At 56.7% G+C, this 17,338-nt stretch carries 17 protein-coding genes; 9 read left to right on the forward strand and 8 right to left on the reverse strand.

Annotated elements, in window-relative coordinates; genetic code table 11:
• Positions 1-10 precede the first annotated feature (10 nt).
• From dnaE to tilS, 5 genes are all read left to right on the forward strand, one after another.
• On the forward strand, positions 11-3,493 hold the full coding sequence (gene dnaE, locus ACWPW2_RS02975; protein ID WP_454121576.1) for a DNA polymerase III subunit alpha: 3,483 nt from the start codon (positions 11-13) through the stop codon (positions 3,491-3,493).
• A gap of 12 nt (positions 3,494-3,505) precedes the next feature.
• Positions 3,506-4,465, forward strand: a complete 960-nt coding sequence (accA, locus tag ACWPW2_RS02980) for an acetyl-CoA carboxylase carboxyl transferase subunit alpha (RefSeq protein WP_023480513.1) — start codon at positions 3,506-3,508, stop codon at positions 4,463-4,465.
• A gap of 111 nt (positions 4,466-4,576) precedes the next feature.
• A complete protein-coding gene (locus ACWPW2_RS02985; protein ID WP_094419398.1) occupies positions 4,577-6,715 on the forward strand; it encodes a lysine decarboxylase LdcC in 2,139 nt (712 codons plus the stop codon).
• A gap of 58 nt (positions 6,716-6,773) precedes the next feature.
• Positions 6,774-7,163 carry a VOC family protein gene (locus tag ACWPW2_RS02990; RefSeq protein ID WP_023480267.1) on the forward strand — a complete coding sequence of 130 codons (390 nt, stop codon included), beginning with the start codon at positions 6,774-6,776 and terminating at the stop codon, positions 7,161-7,163.
• A gap of 63 nt (positions 7,164-7,226) precedes the next feature.
• Positions 7,227-8,522, forward strand: coding sequence for a tRNA lysidine(34) synthetase TilS (gene tilS / locus ACWPW2_RS02995; RefSeq protein WP_454121577.1), 1,296 nt, complete (start codon positions 7,227-7,229; stop codon positions 8,520-8,522).
• A gap of 25 nt (positions 8,523-8,547) precedes the next feature.
• On the opposite strand, the gene rof is transcribed toward tilS, so the two are convergent.
• Positions 8,548-8,808, reverse strand: a complete 261-nt coding sequence (gene rof / locus ACWPW2_RS03000) for a Rho-binding antiterminator (RefSeq protein ID WP_023480196.1) — start codon at positions 8,806-8,808, stop codon at positions 8,548-8,550.
• Complete coding sequence (locus ACWPW2_RS03005; protein WP_023480353.1) at positions 8,795-8,995, reverse strand: YaeP family protein; 201 nt, start codon at positions 8,993-8,995, stop codon at positions 8,795-8,797. Before ACWPW2_RS03005 ends, rof begins: the two co-directional genes overlap by 14 nt.
• Positions 8,996-9,189: 194 nt before the next feature.
• On the opposite strand from ACWPW2_RS03005, the gene ACWPW2_RS03010 reads away from it, so the two are divergent.
• Genes ACWPW2_RS03010 through nlpE form a run of 3 tightly spaced genes read left to right on the forward strand, consistent with a single transcriptional unit; the run spans position 9,190 to position 10,884 of the window.
• Positions 9,190-9,735, forward strand: coding sequence for a YaeQ family protein (locus tag ACWPW2_RS03010; RefSeq protein WP_454121579.1), 546 nt, complete (start codon positions 9,190-9,192; stop codon positions 9,733-9,735).
• Positions 9,732-10,157, forward strand: a complete 426-nt coding sequence (gene arfB / locus ACWPW2_RS03015; protein ID WP_124969670.1) for an alternative ribosome rescue aminoacyl-tRNA hydrolase ArfB — start codon at positions 9,732-9,734, stop codon at positions 10,155-10,157. The genes ACWPW2_RS03010 and arfB overlap by 4 nt, the downstream gene beginning before the upstream one ends.
• 31 nt (positions 10,158-10,188) lie before the next feature.
• Complete coding sequence (gene nlpE / locus ACWPW2_RS03020) at positions 10,189-10,884, forward strand: envelope stress response activation lipoprotein NlpE (protein WP_023480453.1); 696 nt, start codon at positions 10,189-10,191, stop codon at positions 10,882-10,884.
• Positions 10,885-10,933: 49 nt separating this feature from the next.
• Here nlpE and proS read toward each other — a convergent pair whose 3' ends face one another.
• From proS to metN, 6 genes are all read right to left on the reverse strand, one after another.
• On the reverse strand, positions 10,934-12,652 hold the full coding sequence (gene proS, locus ACWPW2_RS03025; protein WP_042713892.1) for a proline--tRNA ligase: 1,719 nt from the start codon (positions 12,650-12,652) through the stop codon (positions 10,934-10,936).
• A gap of 109 nt (positions 12,653-12,761) precedes the next feature.
• Positions 12,762-13,469 carry a tRNA (N6-threonylcarbamoyladenosine(37)-N6)-methyltransferase TrmO gene (gene tsaA / locus ACWPW2_RS03030; RefSeq protein ID WP_454121582.1) on the reverse strand — a complete coding sequence of 236 codons (708 nt, stop codon included), beginning with the start codon at positions 13,467-13,469 and terminating at the stop codon, positions 12,762-12,764.
• Entirely contained in the window at positions 13,466-13,873 is a 408-nt protein-coding gene (rcsF, locus tag ACWPW2_RS03035) for an Rcs stress response system protein RcsF (RefSeq protein ID WP_023480206.1), read from the reverse strand. The genes tsaA and rcsF overlap by 4 nt, the downstream gene beginning before the upstream one ends.
• Before the next feature lie 107 nt (positions 13,874-13,980).
• On the reverse strand, positions 13,981-14,796 hold the full coding sequence (locus tag ACWPW2_RS03040) for a MetQ/NlpA family lipoprotein (protein ID WP_023480346.1): 816 nt from the start codon (positions 14,794-14,796) through the stop codon (positions 13,981-13,983).
• A 40-nt stretch (positions 14,797-14,836) separates the two neighbouring features.
• Entirely contained in the window at positions 14,837-15,490 is a 654-nt protein-coding gene (gene metI, locus ACWPW2_RS03045; RefSeq protein WP_023480461.1) for a methionine ABC transporter permease MetI, read from the reverse strand.
• On the reverse strand, positions 15,483-16,514 hold the full coding sequence (gene metN / locus ACWPW2_RS03050) for a methionine ABC transporter ATP-binding protein MetN (RefSeq protein ID WP_023480497.1): 1,032 nt from the start codon (positions 16,512-16,514) through the stop codon (positions 15,483-15,485). The genes metI and metN overlap by 8 nt, the downstream gene beginning before the upstream one ends.
• A 192-nt stretch (positions 16,515-16,706) precedes the next feature.
• Between metN and gmhB the strand changes: the two genes are divergently transcribed.
• Positions 16,707-17,273 (forward strand): D-glycero-beta-D-manno-heptose 1,7-bisphosphate 7-phosphatase, encoded by a 567-nt coding sequence (gmhB, locus tag ACWPW2_RS03055; RefSeq protein ID WP_023480388.1) that lies wholly within the window; start codon positions 16,707-16,709, stop codon positions 17,271-17,273.
• Positions 17,274-17,338 lie beyond the last annotated feature (65 nt).

Consider the following 17,338-nt stretch of genomic DNA (forward strand, 5'->3'; position numbering starts at 1 on the left):
GAATTGAATAATGGCTGAACCACGTTTCGTACACCTGCGGGTGCATAGCGACTACTCCATGATTGACGGGCTGGCGAAAACCGGGCCGCTGGTGAAGAAGGCGGCCGCCCTTGGCTCGCCCGCGCTGGCGATCACCGATTTTACCAACCTCTGCGGTCTGGTGAAGTTCTACGGAACGGCGCACGGCGCCGGGATCAAGCCCATCGTCGGCGCTGACTTCCACGTGCAGTGCGATCTGATTGGTGACGAGCTGACGCAGCTTACCGTCCTCGCCGCCAACAATACCGGCTACCAGAACCTGACGCTGCTGATTTCTCGCGCCTACCAGCGCGGCTACGGCGCGGCGGGCCCTTATATCGATCGCGACTGGCTAATCGAGCTTAACGAAGGGCTGATCCTGCTTTCCGGCGCGCGAATGGGCGACGTCGGCAAAAGCCTGCTGCGCGGTAACAGCGCGCTGGTGGAGCAGTGCCTCGATTTCTATAAAACCCATTTCCCGGATCGCTACTATCTGGAGCTGATCCGCACCGGTCGTCAGGACGAAGAGAACTACCTGCACGCGGCTGTCGCGCTGGCGGAAGCGCAGGGGTTGCCGGTTGTCGCCACCAACGATGTCCGCTTCCTCGAAGAGGACGACTTTGACGCCCATGAAATTCGCGTCGCCATCCACGACGGCTTTACCCTCGACGATCCCAAACGCCCGCGTAACTACTCGCCGCAGCAATACATGCGCAACGAAGAGGAGATGTGCGAACTCTTCTCCGATATTCCGGAAGCGCTGGAAAACAGCGTCGAAATTGCTAAACGCTGTAACGTTACCGTGCGCCTCGGCGAGTACTTCCTGCCGCAGTTCCCGACCGGGGATATGACCACTGAAGATTTCCTGGTTGTGAAATCGAAAGAGGGGCTGGAAGAGCGACTCGAATTCCTCTTCCCCGATCCGGCAGTGCGCGCCGAGAAACGCCCGCCTTACGACGAGCGCCTCGACATTGAGCTCCAGGTTATTAACCAGATGGGCTTCCCGGGCTACTTCCTGATCGTTATGGAGTTTATCCAGTGGTCGAAAGATAACGGCGTGCCCGTTGGGCCTGGCCGTGGTTCCGGTGCCGGTTCGCTGGTCGCCTATGCGCTGAAGATCACCGATCTCGATCCGCTGGAGTTTGACCTGCTGTTCGAACGTTTCCTTAACCCGGAACGTGTCTCAATGCCCGACTTCGACGTCGATTTCTGCATGGAGAAACGTGACCAGGTAATCGAACACGTAGCAGATATGTATGGCCGCGACGCGGTGTCGCAGATCATCACCTTCGGTACCATGGCGGCGAAAGCGGTTATCCGCGACGTTGGCCGCGTGCTGGGCCACCCCTATGGCTTTGTTGACCGTATCTCCAAGCTGGTGCCGCCCGATCCGGGCATGACGCTGGCAAAAGCCTTTGAAGCGGAACCGCAGCTGCCGGAGATCTACGAAGCCGATGAAGAGGTGCGGGCGCTGATCGACATGGCGCGCAAGCTGGAAGGGGTGACGCGTAACGCCGGTAAACACGCCGGTGGCGTGGTGATTGCGCCAACCAAAATTACTGACTTTGCACCACTTTACTGCGATGAAGCCGGCCAGCATCCGGTTACTCAGTTTGATAAGAACGATGTGGAATACGCGGGCCTGGTGAAGTTCGACTTCCTCGGCCTACGTACGCTAACCATCATCAACTGGGCGCTGGAGATGATCAACGCCCGGCGCGAGAAGCAGGGCGAGCCGCCGCTGGATATCGCCGCCATTCCGCTTGAAGACAAGAAGAGCTTCGACATGCTGCAACGCTCGGAGACCACGGCGGTCTTCCAGCTTGAATCTCGCGGCATGAAGGATCTGATTAAGCGTCTGCAGCCGGACTGCTTCGAAGATATGATCGCACTGGTGGCGCTATTCCGCCCGGGCCCGCTGCAGTCGGGCATGGTAGATAACTTTATCGACCGTAAGCACGGACGCGAAGAGATCTCCTACCCGGACGTGCAGTGGCAGCACGAGAGCCTGAAGCCGGTGCTGGAGCCGACCTACGGCATTATCCTGTATCAGGAACAGGTAATGCAGATTGCTCAGGTGCTCTCCGGTTATACACTCGGCGGCGCGGATATGCTGCGTCGTGCGATGGGTAAGAAGAAGCCGGAAGAGATGGCCAAGCAGCGCTCCATTTTTGAAGATGGCGCGAAGAAAAACGGTATCGATGGCGAGCTGGCGATTAAAATCTTTGACCTGGTAGAGAAATTCGCCGGGTATGGATTTAACAAATCGCACTCCGCCGCCTATGCTTTGGTTTCCTATCAGACCCTGTGGCTGAAAGCGCACTATCCGGCCGAGTTTATGGCGGCGGTAATGACTGCCGATATGGACAACACCGAGAAAGTGGTCGGGCTGGTGGATGAGTGCTGGCGCATGGGGCTGAAGATCCTGCCGCCGGACATTAACTCCGGGCTCTACCACTTCCACGTCAACGACGATGGCGAGATCGTCTACGGCATTGGTGCGATCAAAGGCGTGGGCGAAGGGCCGATTGAAGCGATCATCGAAGCGCGTAACAACGGCGGCTATTTCCGTGAGCTGTTCGATCTCTGCGCGCGCACCGATATCAAAAAGCTCAACCGCCGGGTGCTGGAAAAGCTGATTATGTCCGGGGCGTTCGACCGCCTTGGCCCGCACCGCGCGGCGCTGATGAACTCGCTGGGCGATGCGCTGAAAGCCGCCGATCAGCACGCGAAAGCGGAAGCGATCGGCCAGGCGGATATGTTCGGTGTGCTGGCGGAAGAGCCTGAGCAGATTGAGCAATCCTACGCCAGCTGCCAGCCGTGGCCGGAGCAGGTTCAGCTTGAGGGCGAGCGGGAGACGCTAGGGCTTTACCTGACGGGGCACCCGATCAACCAGTATTTAAAAGAGATAGAGCGCTATGTCGGAGGCTACAGGCTGAAAGACATGCATCCGACCGAACGTGGGAAGGTCACCACGGCGGCCGGGCTCGTCATTGCTGCGCGGGTTATGGTCACCAAGCGCGGCAATCGTATCGGCATCTGTACGTTGGATGACCGTTCCGGGCGTCTTGAAGTGATGTTGTTCACTGACGCGCTGGATAAATACCAGCAGCTGCTGGAAAAAGACCGCATACTCATCGTCAGCGGACAGGTCAGCTTTGATGACTTCAGCGGTGGGCTTAAAATGACCGCCCGTGAAGTCATGGACATTGACGAGGCCCGTGAAAAATATGCCCGCGGGCTTGCTATATCGCTGACGGACAGGCAAATTGATGACCAGCTTTTAAACCGACTCCGTCAGTCTCTGGAACCCCACCGTTCGGGAACCATTCCAGTACATCTCTATTACCAGAGGACGGATGCGCGCGCGCGGTTACGCTTCGGCGCAACCTGGCGTGTCTCTCCGAGCGATCGTTTACTTAACGATCTGCGTGGCCTCATTGGTTCGGAGCAGGTGGAACTGGAGTTTGACTAATACAGGAATACTATGAGTCTGAATTTCCTTGATTTCGAACAGCCGATTGCTGAGCTGGAAGCGAAAATCGATTCTCTGACCGCCGTTGGCCGTCAGGATGAAAAACTGGATATTAACATCGACGAAGAGGTGCATCGTCTACGTGAAAAGAGCGTAGAGCTGACACGTAAAATCTTTGCCGATCTCGGTGCCTGGCAGGTTGCACAGTTAGCCCGCCATCCGCTGCGTCCATACACCCTGGATTATGTCCGCCTGGCGTTCGACGAATTTGACGAGCTGGCCGGCGACCGCGCCTATGCTGACGATAAAGCTATCGTTGGCGGCATCGCGCGTCTGGATGGTCGCCCGGTGATGATCATTGGTCATCAGAAAGGCCGTGAAACGAAAGAGAAGATCCGCCGCAACTTCGGTATGCCAGCGCCGGAAGGGTATCGTAAAGCGCTGCGCCTGATGGAGATGGCGGAACGCTTTAACATGCCGATCATTACCTTCATCGACACGCCGGGTGCCTATCCGGGCGTTGGCGCGGAAGAGCGTGGCCAGTCGGAAGCGATTGCCCGCAACCTGCGTGAAATGTCTCGCCTGAGCGTGCCGGTTATCTGCACCGTGATTGGCGAAGGCGGCTCCGGCGGCGCGCTGGCGATTGGCGTTGGCGACAAGGTCAATATGCTGCAGTACAGCACCTACTCGGTGATCTCCCCGGAAGGGTGTGCCTCGATCCTGTGGAAAAGCGCGGACAAAGCACCGCTGGCGGCCGATGCAATGGGCATCATTGCACCGCGTCTGAAAGAGCTGAAACTGATCGACTCTATCATTCCGGAACCGCTGGGTGGCGCACACCGCAACCCGGAAGCCATTGCCGCTTCGCTGAAAGCGCAGCTGCTGGCAGATCTGGCGGATCTGGAAGGGTTGAGCAAAGACGATCTGCGCAACCGTCGTTACCAGCGTCTGATGAGCTACGGCTACGCCTGATAGCGAAACGCTGTGTAAAACGCGATAATGAGCCGCACCCCGGGTGCGGCTTTTTTTATACCTGCTGTTTACCTCAACTATGCTTAGCTAAGGTTTTTAACGGAGGTAGTTGTGAATATTATTGCCATCATGGGACCCCATGGCGTTTTCTACAAAGATGAGCCGATTAAGGAGCTGGAACAGGCCTTACAGGCACAGGGCTTTCAGATCATCTGGCCGAGAAACAGTACCGACTTACTGAAATTTATCGAACACAACCCCCGCATCTGCGGCGTGATCTTTGACTGGGACGAGTACAACCTCGACCTGTGCTGCGAGATCAACCAGCTTAACGAATACCTCCCGCTCTACGGTTTTATCAACACCCACTCGACGATGGATGTTAGTGCCCAGGATATGCGCATGGCGCTGTGGTTCTTCGAATATGCGCTGAGCGTGGCGGATGATATTGCGACGCGCATCGCGCAATACACCAAAGAGTATCTCGAAAACATTACCCCGCCCTTTACCCGGGCGCTGTTTACCTACGTAAAGGAGGGGAAGTACACCTTCTGTACGCCAGGGCATATGGCGGGCACCGCTTATCAGAAAAGCCCGGTCGGCTGTCTCTTCTATGACTTCTTCGGCGGCAATACGCTGAAAGCGGATGTCTCGATCTCGGTGACGGAACTCGGATCGCTGCTCGATCACACCGGCCCGCATCTTGAGGCGGAAGAGTATATCGCCCGCACCTTTGGTGCCGAGCAGAGCTATATGGTGACGAACGGCACCTCCACCTCGAATAAGATTGTCGGCATGTACGCCGCACCGACCGGCAGTACGCTGCTTATCGACCGTAACTGCCACAAATCCCTGGCTCACCTGCTGATGATGAGCGATGTCACGCCGCTGTGGCTGAAACCGGGGCGCAACGCGCTGGGCATTCTTGGCGGTATTCCGCGCCGCGAGTTTACCTCAGCCAGTATTGAGCAGAAGATCGTTGCCACGCCAGGCGCAAGCTGGCCGGTGCATGCGGTGATCACTAACTCCACCTATGACGGCCTGCTCTACAACACCGACTGGATCAAGAAGACGCTGGATGTGCCGTCGATTCACTTCGACTCCGCCTGGGTTCCCTATACCAACTTCCATCCGATCTACGCCGGTAAGAGCGGCATGAGCGGCGAGCGCGTACCGGGGAAAGTCTTTTATGAAACCCAGTCGACGCACAAAATGTTGGCCGCTTTCTCGCAGGCATCGCTGATTCATATCAAAGGTGAGTATGACGAAGATGCCTTCAACGAAGCCTTTATGATGCATACCACCACCTCGCCAAGTTACCCGCTGGTCGCCTCCATCGAAACGGCGGCAGCGATGCTGCGCGGTAACCCCGGCAAGCGGCTGATTAACCGCTCCGTAGAGCGCGCGCTCCACTTCCGCAAAGAGGTACAGCGGCTGAAAGAGGAGGCCGATGGCTGGTTCTTTGATATCTGGCAGCCGGAAGAGATTGATGAAGCGGAGTGCTGGCCGGTGGCACCCGGTGCGGATTGGCACGGTTTTCGCGAAGCCGACGAGGATCATATGTTCCTCGATCCGGTGAAGGTAACGATCCTGACGCCGGGTATGGATGAGGTCGGCAATATGGGCGACGAAGGGATCCCGGCAGCGCTGGTGGCGAAGTTCCTTGATGAGCGCGGCGTAGTGGTGGAGAAAACCGGGCCCTATAATCTGCTGTTTCTCTTCAGTATCGGTATTGATAAAACGCGGGCGATGGGCCTGCTGCGCGGCCTGATGGAGTTTAAGCGCGCCTACGATCTCAACCTGCGGGTACGCAATATGCTGCCGGATCTCTACGCAGAAGATCCGGACTTCTACCGCAATATGCGCATTCAGGATCTGGCGCAGGGGATCCATAAGTTGATCCGCCAGCACGATCTGCCGCGTCTGATGTTGCAGGCCTTCGACGTGTTGCCGGAGATGAAGCTAACGCCGCATCAGGCGTGGCAGCGACAGGTGCGTGGCGATGTCGAAACGGTGGCGCTGGAAGCGTTAATCGGCCGTGTTTCCGCCAATATGATCCTGCCCTATCCGCCGGGCGTGCCGCTGGTAATGCCGGGCGAGATGATCACCGAGCAGAGCCGGGCAGTGCTCGACTTCCTACTGATGCTCTGCGCCATTGGACGCCACTATCCGGGTTTCGAAACGGATATTCACGGTGCAAAACGGGACGAAGAGGGGTGTTATTACGTCAGAGTCCTAAAAACGCGCTGAATGGTTGCGGGCGTTTCGCGGCGGGCGTAACGTTCTGGCATCAAAAAAAGGAGAGATTATGCTGGGTTTAAAACAGGTTCACCATATCGCCATCATTGCGACGGATTATGCGAAGAGCAAAGCCTTCTACTGCGACATCCTCGGCTTTACGCTGCTCAGTGAAGTCTATCGCGAAGCGCGCGACTCCTGGAAAGGCGATCTGGCGCTTAACGGGCAGTACGTTATCGAGCTTTTCTCCTTTCCGTTTCCGCCCGCGCGCCCCAGCCGGCCGGAAGCCTGTGGGCTGCGCCACCTGGCGTTCAGCGTTGATGATATTGATCAGGCGGTTGCGCACCTCACCGCGCACGGCGTGGCGTGTGAAGAGATTCGCATCGACCCTTGCACCGATAAACGCTTCACCTTTTTTAACGATCCCGACGGCCTGCCGCTGGAGCTTTACCAGCAGTAAGGCTTGCCACTTCTGTGAATGCCCGGTAACGTGCCGGGCATTGTTCCCGTATTAACACTCATTATGACCACGCCACTGCTTCTCTCGTTGCCGACCGAATCACGCCAGTTTCTGGTGGCGTTCAGCGGCGGGTTAGACTCCACCGTTTTGCTGCATCAACTGCGGCTCTGGCGTGAGGATCACCCCGACGTGCAGCTGCGCGCAATTCATGTGCACCATGGCTTAAGCCCGAATGCCGATCGCTGGGCGGCGCACTGCGAATCGCTGTGTGAGCGCTGGCAGATCCCGCTATCAATTGTTCGTGTCACGCTGGTGGATGAGGGGAAGGGGATTGAGGCGCAGGCGCGTACCGCACGCTATCAGGCGTTTCGTGATGCGCTGCTTCCGGGTGAAGTGCTTGTCACCGCGCAGCATCTCGACGATCAATCTGAAACGGTGCTATTAGCGCTTAAACGCGGCAGCGGGCCGGCAGGGCTGGCCGCGATGCCACAGAGTTTGCCATTTGGCGATACGCAGCTGATCCGCCCGTTTCTCAATCAGAGCCGGGCGTCGCTTGAGCAGTGGGCGCGCGATCATTATCTCAGTTGGATCGAGGATGAGAGCAACGCCGACACACGCTTCGATCGCAACTTCCTGCGCAAGGCAATTCTTCCTCTGTTAAACGCCCGCTGGCCGCACTTTGCCGATGCGGCGGCGCGCAGTGCCGCGCTTTGCGGCGAACAGGAACAGTTACTCGATGAACTGCTGGCGGAGTCGTTATCAACAGTGACCACCGCAGAGGGGGCGCTGACGATTGCGCCTCTCACCGGTTACAGTGATGCGCGGCGGCGAGCACTTTTGCGCCGCTGGCTGGCGCAGCGCGGGGCGATGATGCCTTCGCGGGCGATGCTCGATCGCCTGTGGCAGGAGGTGGCGCTCGCCCGGGAAGATGCGGTGCCGTGCCTGCGCGTTGGCGACGATGAGGTGCGGCGCTATCAGGGGTGTTTATGGTGGGTGAAACGCACCGCGCATCCGCGTGATGCCGAGCTTGCCTGGCCTGCGCCTTTTGCCACGCTCACTTTGCCGCAGGGATTGGGATCTCTGTCGTTGGCCTCTGGCGGTGATTTACGCGCGCCCGCTATCGATGAAGCGGTTTCCGTGCGCTTTCAGGCACCCGGCCTGATCCATATTGTTGGTCGTCACGGCGGGCGGAAGCTGAAAAAACTGTGGCAGGAGCTGGGCGTTCCCCCGTGGCAGCGCGATGCCACGCCGCTGCTCTTTTATGGCGATACGCTGATTGCGGCGGCCGATCGGTTTGTAACGCGGGAAGGGGAAAAAGAGGCGGGGCAAACGGGCGTGCGTCTGGTTTGGAGAAGGTAACGGGCAGCAATGCTGCCCGCGGTGTTCAGGACTCGCTCACCACAACGGTGCCGATTTCGGGATGGCTGAAGCTGGCGATTCTGTCCAGACGCAGTTCACGGGTCTCCCCGGCGGCGTCAATCACCAGATACTCAACGTTTTTACGTAACAGCAGATCGTTCGCTTTGGCGCTGAGGACCTCGCCATCTTTCATTTCCAGCTTCAATAAAAGATGATGCTGGCAGGCGAGTTCAAGATTGTCATAATCATCACAATTGATGGGTTGATAGGCATCATTTATTGACATAATCGCTCACCAGTAAGTTCGCGGCAGCATAAGCTGCCTTATCCCTGACCGACTCTGAAAGGGTGTCATCCGACGCCATTTCATTCAAGACCTTCAATACGCACCCCAGCGCGTCCGGGATATACCCTACATCTCCGCTGGCGATTTCCGCATAACGTTTGCGCACTAGCTCACAATAATTATCCACATCACCTCCTGCCAGTCTCCCGGCTTTACTGTGAGATAACACTAAGCCTACGAAGTTAACCTCTCTTTAGCAAGGTGACTATACCATAGCTTGTTTACCATTATCAGAGTGATGAATAACGCTCGCGGCAAGAGATAACAGCGCTTTATGCTTATTTTCGCTACAATGGCGGCCATTTTATGAAGGAGGATGTAATGGCGTTAAAAGCGACAATTTATAAGGCGACGGTAAATGTGGCCGATCTGGATCGGAACCAGTTTTTAGACGCCGCCCTGACGCTGGCCCGTCATCCTTCCGAAACGCAGGAGCGCATGATGCTGCGCCTGCTGGCCTGGATAAAGTATGCCGACGAGCGTTTGCAGTTTACGCGCGGGTTGAGCGCTGATGATGAGCCGGAAGCGTGGCTGCGCAACGACTACCTGGGGATCGATCTGTGGATTGAGCTTGGCCTGCCTGATGAAAAGCGGTTAAAGAAGGCGTGCAACCAGGCAAAAGAGGTGGCGCTCTTTACCTATAACTCACGGGCGGCGAATATCTGGTGGCAGCAAAACCAGGCGCGCTGCGCAGCCTTCAGCAATTTAAGTATCTGGTATCTGGATGACGCACAGCTGGCAGCGCTCAGCGCATTTGCCGACGATCGCACTATGAATCTGCAGGCGACGCTGCAGGATGGCGCAATCTGGCTCTCTGATGCCACGCAAAACGTGGAGTTCCATTTTGAAACCTGGCAGCAACCATGATTGAGATCTCCCGCTCCGTCTCGCTGCCTGAGGATGAGCTGGATATCACCGCCGTGCGCTCGCAGGGTGCGGGCGGCCAGCACGTCAACAAAAGCTCAACCGCTATTCATCTGCGTTTTGACATTCGCGCCTCCAGCCTGCCAGAGTATTACAAGGCGCGCCTGCTGGAGGCGTCGCACCATTTGATAAGCCAGGATGGCTGGATCGTTATCAAAGCGCAGGAGTACCGCAGCCAGGAGATGAATCGCGAAGCGGCGATAGCCCGCCTGGTGGCGCTGATTAAAGAGTTAACCGTAGTGCAGAAAAGCCGCCGGGCCACGCGCCCGACCCGCGCCTCGAAAGAGCGGCGGTTATCGACTAAGTCACAAAAGTCGACGGTCAAAGCGCTACGTGGCAAGGTCCGTCGTCATGACGGCGGATAAAGACAACGGAAACAAGCATAAGGAAACGAGTGTGAACAGAGCGATTTTAGCCGTCGCGGCAGGGTGTACCCTCTTTGCCCTTTTCGGCTGTAATAACCGTAACGAGACGGAAATGGTGCAGCCGACCCAGGTCGAAGAGCTGAAGCCGATGCAGCAGAGCTGGCGCGGTGTGTTGCCCTGCGCGGATTGTGAAGGTATTGAAACCTCACTGTTTCTGCAAAAAGATGGCAGCTGGGTAATGAACCAGCGTTACCAGGGCGGGAAAGCGCCATCGGTCTTCGGTGCCTATGGTAACTGGGCGCGCACGGCGGACAAATTAGTCCTCACCGATAGCCATGGCGAAAAGACCTATTTCCGTGCGAAGGGTGAAGCGCTGGAGATGCTGGATCAGGAGGGCAACCCGATTAAGTCGTCGCTCAACTACACCCTGCAACCGGTGAAAGCGCCACTGCCAACCACGCCGATGGCGATGCGCGGCATGTACAAATATATGGCGGATGCGGCGGTCTTTACCGATTGCGCGACCGGAAAAGAGGTGGCGGTCGCCAGCAACGCGCAGCTTGAGCGCGATTATGCGGCGGCGCGCGGCACGGAACTGAAGCCGATTCTGCTGGTGGTGGAGGGGCATTTTGCGCTGGAGCCGAACCCGGATACCGGTGCGGCGCAGAAAGTGCTGGTGACGAATAACAAAGGCAAATTCAGCGCGGATAAAGGCTGCGATGAGTAACCGTTGATAACATAAAAAAAGCCCCGTTTAACGGGGCTTTTTTATTGGCTTAGCCTTTGATGGCTTTTACCAGGTAATCCAGCACATCGCCGGTTTTGATCATCTGCTTCTCGCCGCTGCGACGATATTTGTATTCGATATCGTCATTGTCGAGGTTGCGATCGCCAATCACCACGGTGTGCGGAATGCCGATCAGTTCCATATCAGCAAACATCACGCCCGGACGCTCTTTACGGTCGTCCATCAGCACTTCAATACCCTGCGCGCGCAGATCGGCATAGAGTTTTTCCGCCAGCTCCTGCACACGGTAGGACTTGTGCATATTCATCGGCAGAATGGCAACCTGGAACGGGGCGATAGCGTCCGGCCAGATGATGCCGCGATCGTCGTGGTTCTGCTCAATGGCAGCCGCGACAACGCGCGTCACGCCGATACCGTAGCAGCCCATGGTCAGGATCTGGTTGCGGCCATCTTCACCCTGCACGGCGGCGTTCAGCGCCTCAGAGTATTTGGTGCCGAGCTGGAAGATATGTCCCACTTCGATACCGCGCTTGATCAGCAGGGTGCCTTTGCCGTCCGGGCTCGGATCGCCCGCTACCACGTTGCGGATGTCCGCCACTTCCGGCGTCGCCACGTCGCGATCCCAGTTGATGCCAAAGTAGTGTTTGCCATCAATGTTCGCGCCCGCAGAGAAGTCGCTCATGGCGGCAACGGTGCGGTCAATCACTACCGGGATCGGCAGGTTAACCGGGCCGAGCGAACCCGGGCCAGCGTTGACCAGCGCGCGGATCTCTTCTTCGGTGGCAAAGGTCAGCGGGCTGGCAACCTGCGGCAGTTTTTCCGCTTTCACTTCGTTCAGCTCGTGATCGCCACGCACCAGTAGCGCAATCAGCGGCGCGCTGGCACCCTCTTCGGCTTTCACCAGCAGGGTTTTAACGGTCTTCTCAATCGGCAGGTTGAACTGCTCTACCAGCTCGGCGATGGTCTTCGCATTCGGCGTATCGACCAGCGTCATCTCCTGCGTTGCAGCCGCGCGTGGCGCTTTCGGTGCCAGCGCTTCGGCAAACTCAATGTTGGCGGCGAAATCGGAGGAGTCAGAGAAGATCACATCATCTTCGCCGCTCTGCGCCAGCACCTGAAACTCATGGGATGCGCTACCGCCGATGGAGCCGGTATCCGCCTGCACCGCGCGGAAATCGAGATCCATACGGCTGAAGATTTTGCTGTACGCGGCGTACATCGCGTCATAAGTCTCTTGCAGCGACTCCTGAGAGGTATGGAAAGAGTAAGCATCTTTCATCAGGAACTCGCGCGAGCGCATCACGCCGAAACGCGGGCGCACTTCATCGCGGAACTTGGTCTGGATCTGGAAGAAGTTCAGCGGCAGCTGTTTGTAGGAGTTCAGCTCGTTGCGGATCAGATCGGTGATCACCTCTTCGTGGGTCGGGCCGAGCACGAACGGGCGTTCGCCGCGATCGACAAAACGCAGCAGTTCCGGACCGTACTGCTCCCAGCGACCGCTCTCTTGCCACAGGTCGGCTGGCTGCACGACCGGCATGGACACCTCAATCGCACCGGCGTTGTTCATCTCTTCACGCACGATGTTTTCGACTTTTTTCAGGACGCGCAGACCGGTCGGCAACCAGGTATACAACCCGGAGGCCAGTTTGCGGATCATCCCGGCGCGTAGCATCAGCTGGTGGCTGATCACTTCGGCGTCGGCAGGCGTCTCTTTCAGAGTAGAGAGCAAGTATTGGCTAGTACGCATGTTGTTACGGTTCCATTTGGACAATTGGAGCAGGCCGGAGGCGGCCTGACACAAAAAAGTGGTTTAGTTTATCAGCCCGGCAGAGATGCCAAAAGAGAGGGGCTCAAAATTAGCGTGGTTCAAGGGCAAACACTTCAAAACCGCCGTCGACAACGCGCCAGCGGACATTCACATCATGCAGCCAGACGGCGTAGGTTTTCCCCGGCTCCTCCTCTTTGCGGTAGGCCGGGCGCGGATCCTGTGACAGCACCTCCTGCACAAACGCGGCAAAGTGCGGATAGCGTTTCTCCAGCAGGGCGAGCGACGGTGCAAGCTCAGCTGTAAAGGTCACGACGACAGTCGCGGCGGGGGCGTGCTGCGCATAGCTTGCCTGCGCATCGGGCAGCGCTTCTGCAAAGGGGAGATAGGGTTTGATATCGACCACCGGCGTACCATCAACCAGATCGAGGCTGCCGAGTTGCAGGATCACCTGATCTTTATGGCAGTGGATGCCCTTCAGCTCAACCAGCGACATGCCGATTGGGTTGGGGCGAAACGTCGAGCGGGTGGCAAAGACGCCCATGCGGGCGTTGCCGCCGAGGCGCGGGGGCCGCACCGTCGGACGCCAGCCGCCTTCCATCGTCTGATGAAAAACAAACAGCACCCAAAGGTGGCTGAACGCCTCCAGACCGCGAACCGCATCGGGCTGGTTGTAAGGCGTCAGCAAGTGAAGTTCGCCGCCGCCGTGTTTCACCAGACCTGGCTGGCGCGGGACAGCAAACTTCTCTTTATAGGGTGAGCGAATAACGCCGATTTGCTCGAAAGCAAAATGACTCATTTGTCCGAGATATTCAGGGCAGAGCCGACGCAGAGCGCCTGGCGGTAGCAGCCTGGCGTGCCGCTGGTAACTTCGCAGTTATGCAGCAGGACGGCATTCGCTTTGGCTTTTTTCGAGGCGTTGATCTGCAGGCGTTTACGGGCGGTAGGGATGTTCGGCGGTGAATCCTGGTTGCTGGCCTGGCATGATTCGCCGGTCACTTCACCGAGATCGCGGAACGGCTTGCCGACCAGCTCTTCTGCGTTAGTAATGATGCGAACGGGAGCGGCGCGCGAGACTTTCGCTTTTTGCGGCTCTGCTTTGGGTTCCGCTGCGTTACTCTGCACGGGTTCGACAGGTGATCTGCTTAGCAACGAACAGCCGCTCAGCGTGAGTGCTAATAGACAGATCGGGAAAGCACGCATAAAAGTATCCTCACAAAAATTTTCTTAACGCCGTATTGAAACAAGGGCGTGCCCAAATGACAAGGCGGGCTTTCGCCCGCCCTGAATGATATTACAGACTGATGAGATTACCAGCCTTTCACCGCGCCGCCGTTAAAGACTTTGTTGGCAGCCTCGCTGACTTCGTCAGAGTGGAACGCCTGCACAAATTTCTTCACGTTTTCCGCGTCTTTATTATCTTCACGCGCGACGATCAGGTTCACGTACGGGGAGTCTTTGTCTTCAACAAAGATGCCATCTTTTTCCGGGGTCAGGCCAATCTGGCTGGCGTAAGTGGTGTTGATCACCGCCAGCGCGATCTGCGCATCGTCCAGTGAGCGCGGCAGCTGCGGGGCTTCCAGCTCAACGATCTTCAGGTTTTTCGGGTTTTCAGTGACGTCCAGCACCGTCGGCATCAGGCCAACGCCATCTTTCAGTTTGATCAGACCCTCTTTCTGCAGCAGCAGCAGGGCACGGCCAAGGTTGGTCGGATCGTTAGGAACGGCAACCTGAGAGCCATCCTGCAGCTCGGAGATCGCTTTGATTTTTTTCGAGTAGCCAGCGATAGGGTAGACAAAGCTGTTGCCGACCGGCACCAGTTTGAAGCCGCGGTCTTTGATCTGCTGATCGAGGTACGGCTTATGCTGGAAGGCGTTAACGTCGATATCGCCTTTGCTCAGCGCTTCGTTCGGCAGCACGTAGTCGTTAAAGGTGACCAGCTCAACATCGAGGCCATACTTCTCTTTTGCTACTTTCTGCGCCACTTCGGCAACTTGCTGCTCAGCGCCAACAATCACACCAACTTTGATGTGATTCGGATCTTTTTCATCCGGGCCGCAGCCGACCAGCGCCAGGGAGCCGATCAGCGCGCCAACGGCGGCAAAGGTCTTAAAGTTAAAAGCCATCAGTTATTCCTTACTGTCAGAGTCGTTATGTTGTGTAACGTTATTTGTGCGTCACAGCCCGGACGATACGATCGCCCGCGAATTGAATTAAGTAAACCAAAACTACAAGCAATACTAAAACCGTGTTCATCACTAACGGGTTGTAGGTGACATAGCCGTACTGAATACCTAACTGGCCAAGACCGCCCGCGCCAACAGCACCGCCCATCGCCGAGTAACCGACCAGCGTGATAAGCGTAATGGTGGCAGCATTGATCAGCCCCGGCAGCGCTTCCGGCAGCAATACCTTACGGATGATCTGCATCGGCGTGGCGCCCATTGCGCGTGAGGCTTCAATCAGACCTGCCGGCAGTTCAAGCAGGGCATTCTCCACCATACGGGCGATAAACGGCGCTGCGCCAACGGTCAGCGGCACGATCACCGCGTAAAGGCCGATCGAGGTGCCAACGATGACGCGGGTAAAAGGGATCATCCACACCAGCAGAATAATGAAGGGGATGGAGCGGAAGATATTGACCGTTGCAGAAATCGCGCTATAGAGCGTGAGGTTCTGCATAATCTGGCCGGGGCGGGTCACGTAAAGTAATACACCGAACGGCAGGCCGACGGCAAAACCGAGCAGGCCGGAGGCAAAGGTCATAAACAACGTTTCCCAGATGCTGCGGGCGAAGAGCCAAATCATTGCCTCAGACATAACCGAGTACCTCTACTTTTACATGGTGTTCTTGCAGCCAGGCGATGGCCGCCTGCGTATCCTGCGCGGTGCCGTGCATCTCGGTCAGCATAATGCCGAACTTCACGCCGCCAGCGTAATCCATCTGCGCGCTGATAATATTGTTATTCACATTGAAACGACGGGCAGTTTCCGACAGCAGCGGTGCGTCTACTGACTGGCCGGTAAACTCCATGCGCAGCATCGGTACGCTATCCGCCTGCGGCTCAGGCTGCAAACGCTGTAGATAGTCTTCCGGGATGTCCAGATGCAGGGTCGACTGAATAAACTGCTGCGCCAGCGGCGTTTTCGGGTGAGAGAAGACCTCGCTGACGGTATCCTGCTCAATCAATTCGCCGTTGCTGATCACCGCCACGCAGTCGCAGATGCGCTTCACCACGTCCATCTCATGGGTGATCAACAGAATGGTCAGCCCAAGGCGACGGTTAATGTCTTTCAATAATTCAAGAATCGAGCGGGTGGTTGCCGGATCGAGGGCGCTGGTGGCTTCATCGCACAGCAGCACCTTTGGATTGCTGGCTAACGCACGGGCGATGGCGACTCGCTGCTTCTGACCGCCGGAGAGGTTGGCCGGGTAGCTGTCGTGCTTATCGCCGAGGCCGACCAGATCGAGCAGCTCTTTAACGCGGCGGTTAATCTCTTCGCGCGGGGTGTTATCCAGCTCCAGCGGCAGCGCCACGTTGCCGAACACCGTGCGGGAAGCGAGCAGGTTGAAGTGCTGGAAGATCATGCCGATTTGGCGGCGCGCTTTGGTTAATTCCGCTTCAGAGAGCTGGGTCAGATCCTGACCGTCGACCAGCACGCTACCTTGTGACGGGCGCTCAAGCAGGTTTACGCAGCGAATCAGCGTACTTTTCCCTGCGCCAGATGCGCCAATCACGCCATATATTTGGCCAGCAGGCACATGCAGACTGACGTTGTTTAACGCCTGAATTTTGCGGTTTCCCTGCTGGAACACCTTGGTGATATTCGAAAGTTTAATCATTAGATTATTTTTATCGTATAAGAGTGAGCCGTGGCATTTTGTTCTGCCGGTTACGGGAAATAGCCGTAAACAGAGCGGATGGTAAGGCATCCAGACGTCTAAATCAATGTCGCGCTGTTATGATGAGCACTTTCCTGCGTAGCGAAACATGAGATACTACGGCGCAACACGGCCTTTATCAGGAGTAAACCTTTGGCAACTTTAGTACCCGCTATTTTTCTCGATCGTGACGGCACGATTAACATCGATCACGGTTATGTTCATGAGATTGATAACTTCGAGTTTATCGATGGCGTCATTGATGCCATGCGTGAATTAAAAGCGATGGGCTATGCGCTGGTGCTCGTCACCAACCAGTCTGGTATTGCGCGTGGCTTATATAGTGAAGCGCAATTTGAGACGCTGACCGAATGGATGGACTGGTCTCTTGCCGATCGCGATGTCGATTTTGATGGTATCTACTATTGCCCGCATCATCCTGAAGCGAGCGTAGAAGAGTATCGCCAGGAGTGTGATTGCCGTAAGCCGCAGCCGGGGATGCTGATCTCTGCGCGCGACTTCCTGCACATTGATATGGCCGCTTCTTATATAGTGGGCGACAAAATGGAAGATATGCAGGCGGGTGCGGCAGCGAACGTCGGCACGAAAGTGCTGGTGCGTACCGGTAAGCCAGTAACGCCAGAGGCTGAAAAAAGTGCAGATTGGGTGCTAAATAGCCTTGCGGAGCTGCCTGCAGCGATTAAAAAGCACCAAAAATAGCCGTTATGTTGAAAAGATGAGCGGTTGAAATAAAAATGCATTTTTCCGCTTGTCATTCCTCGTAG

Source organism: Kosakonia sp. Marseille-Q7440 (genome assembly GCF_965119485.1).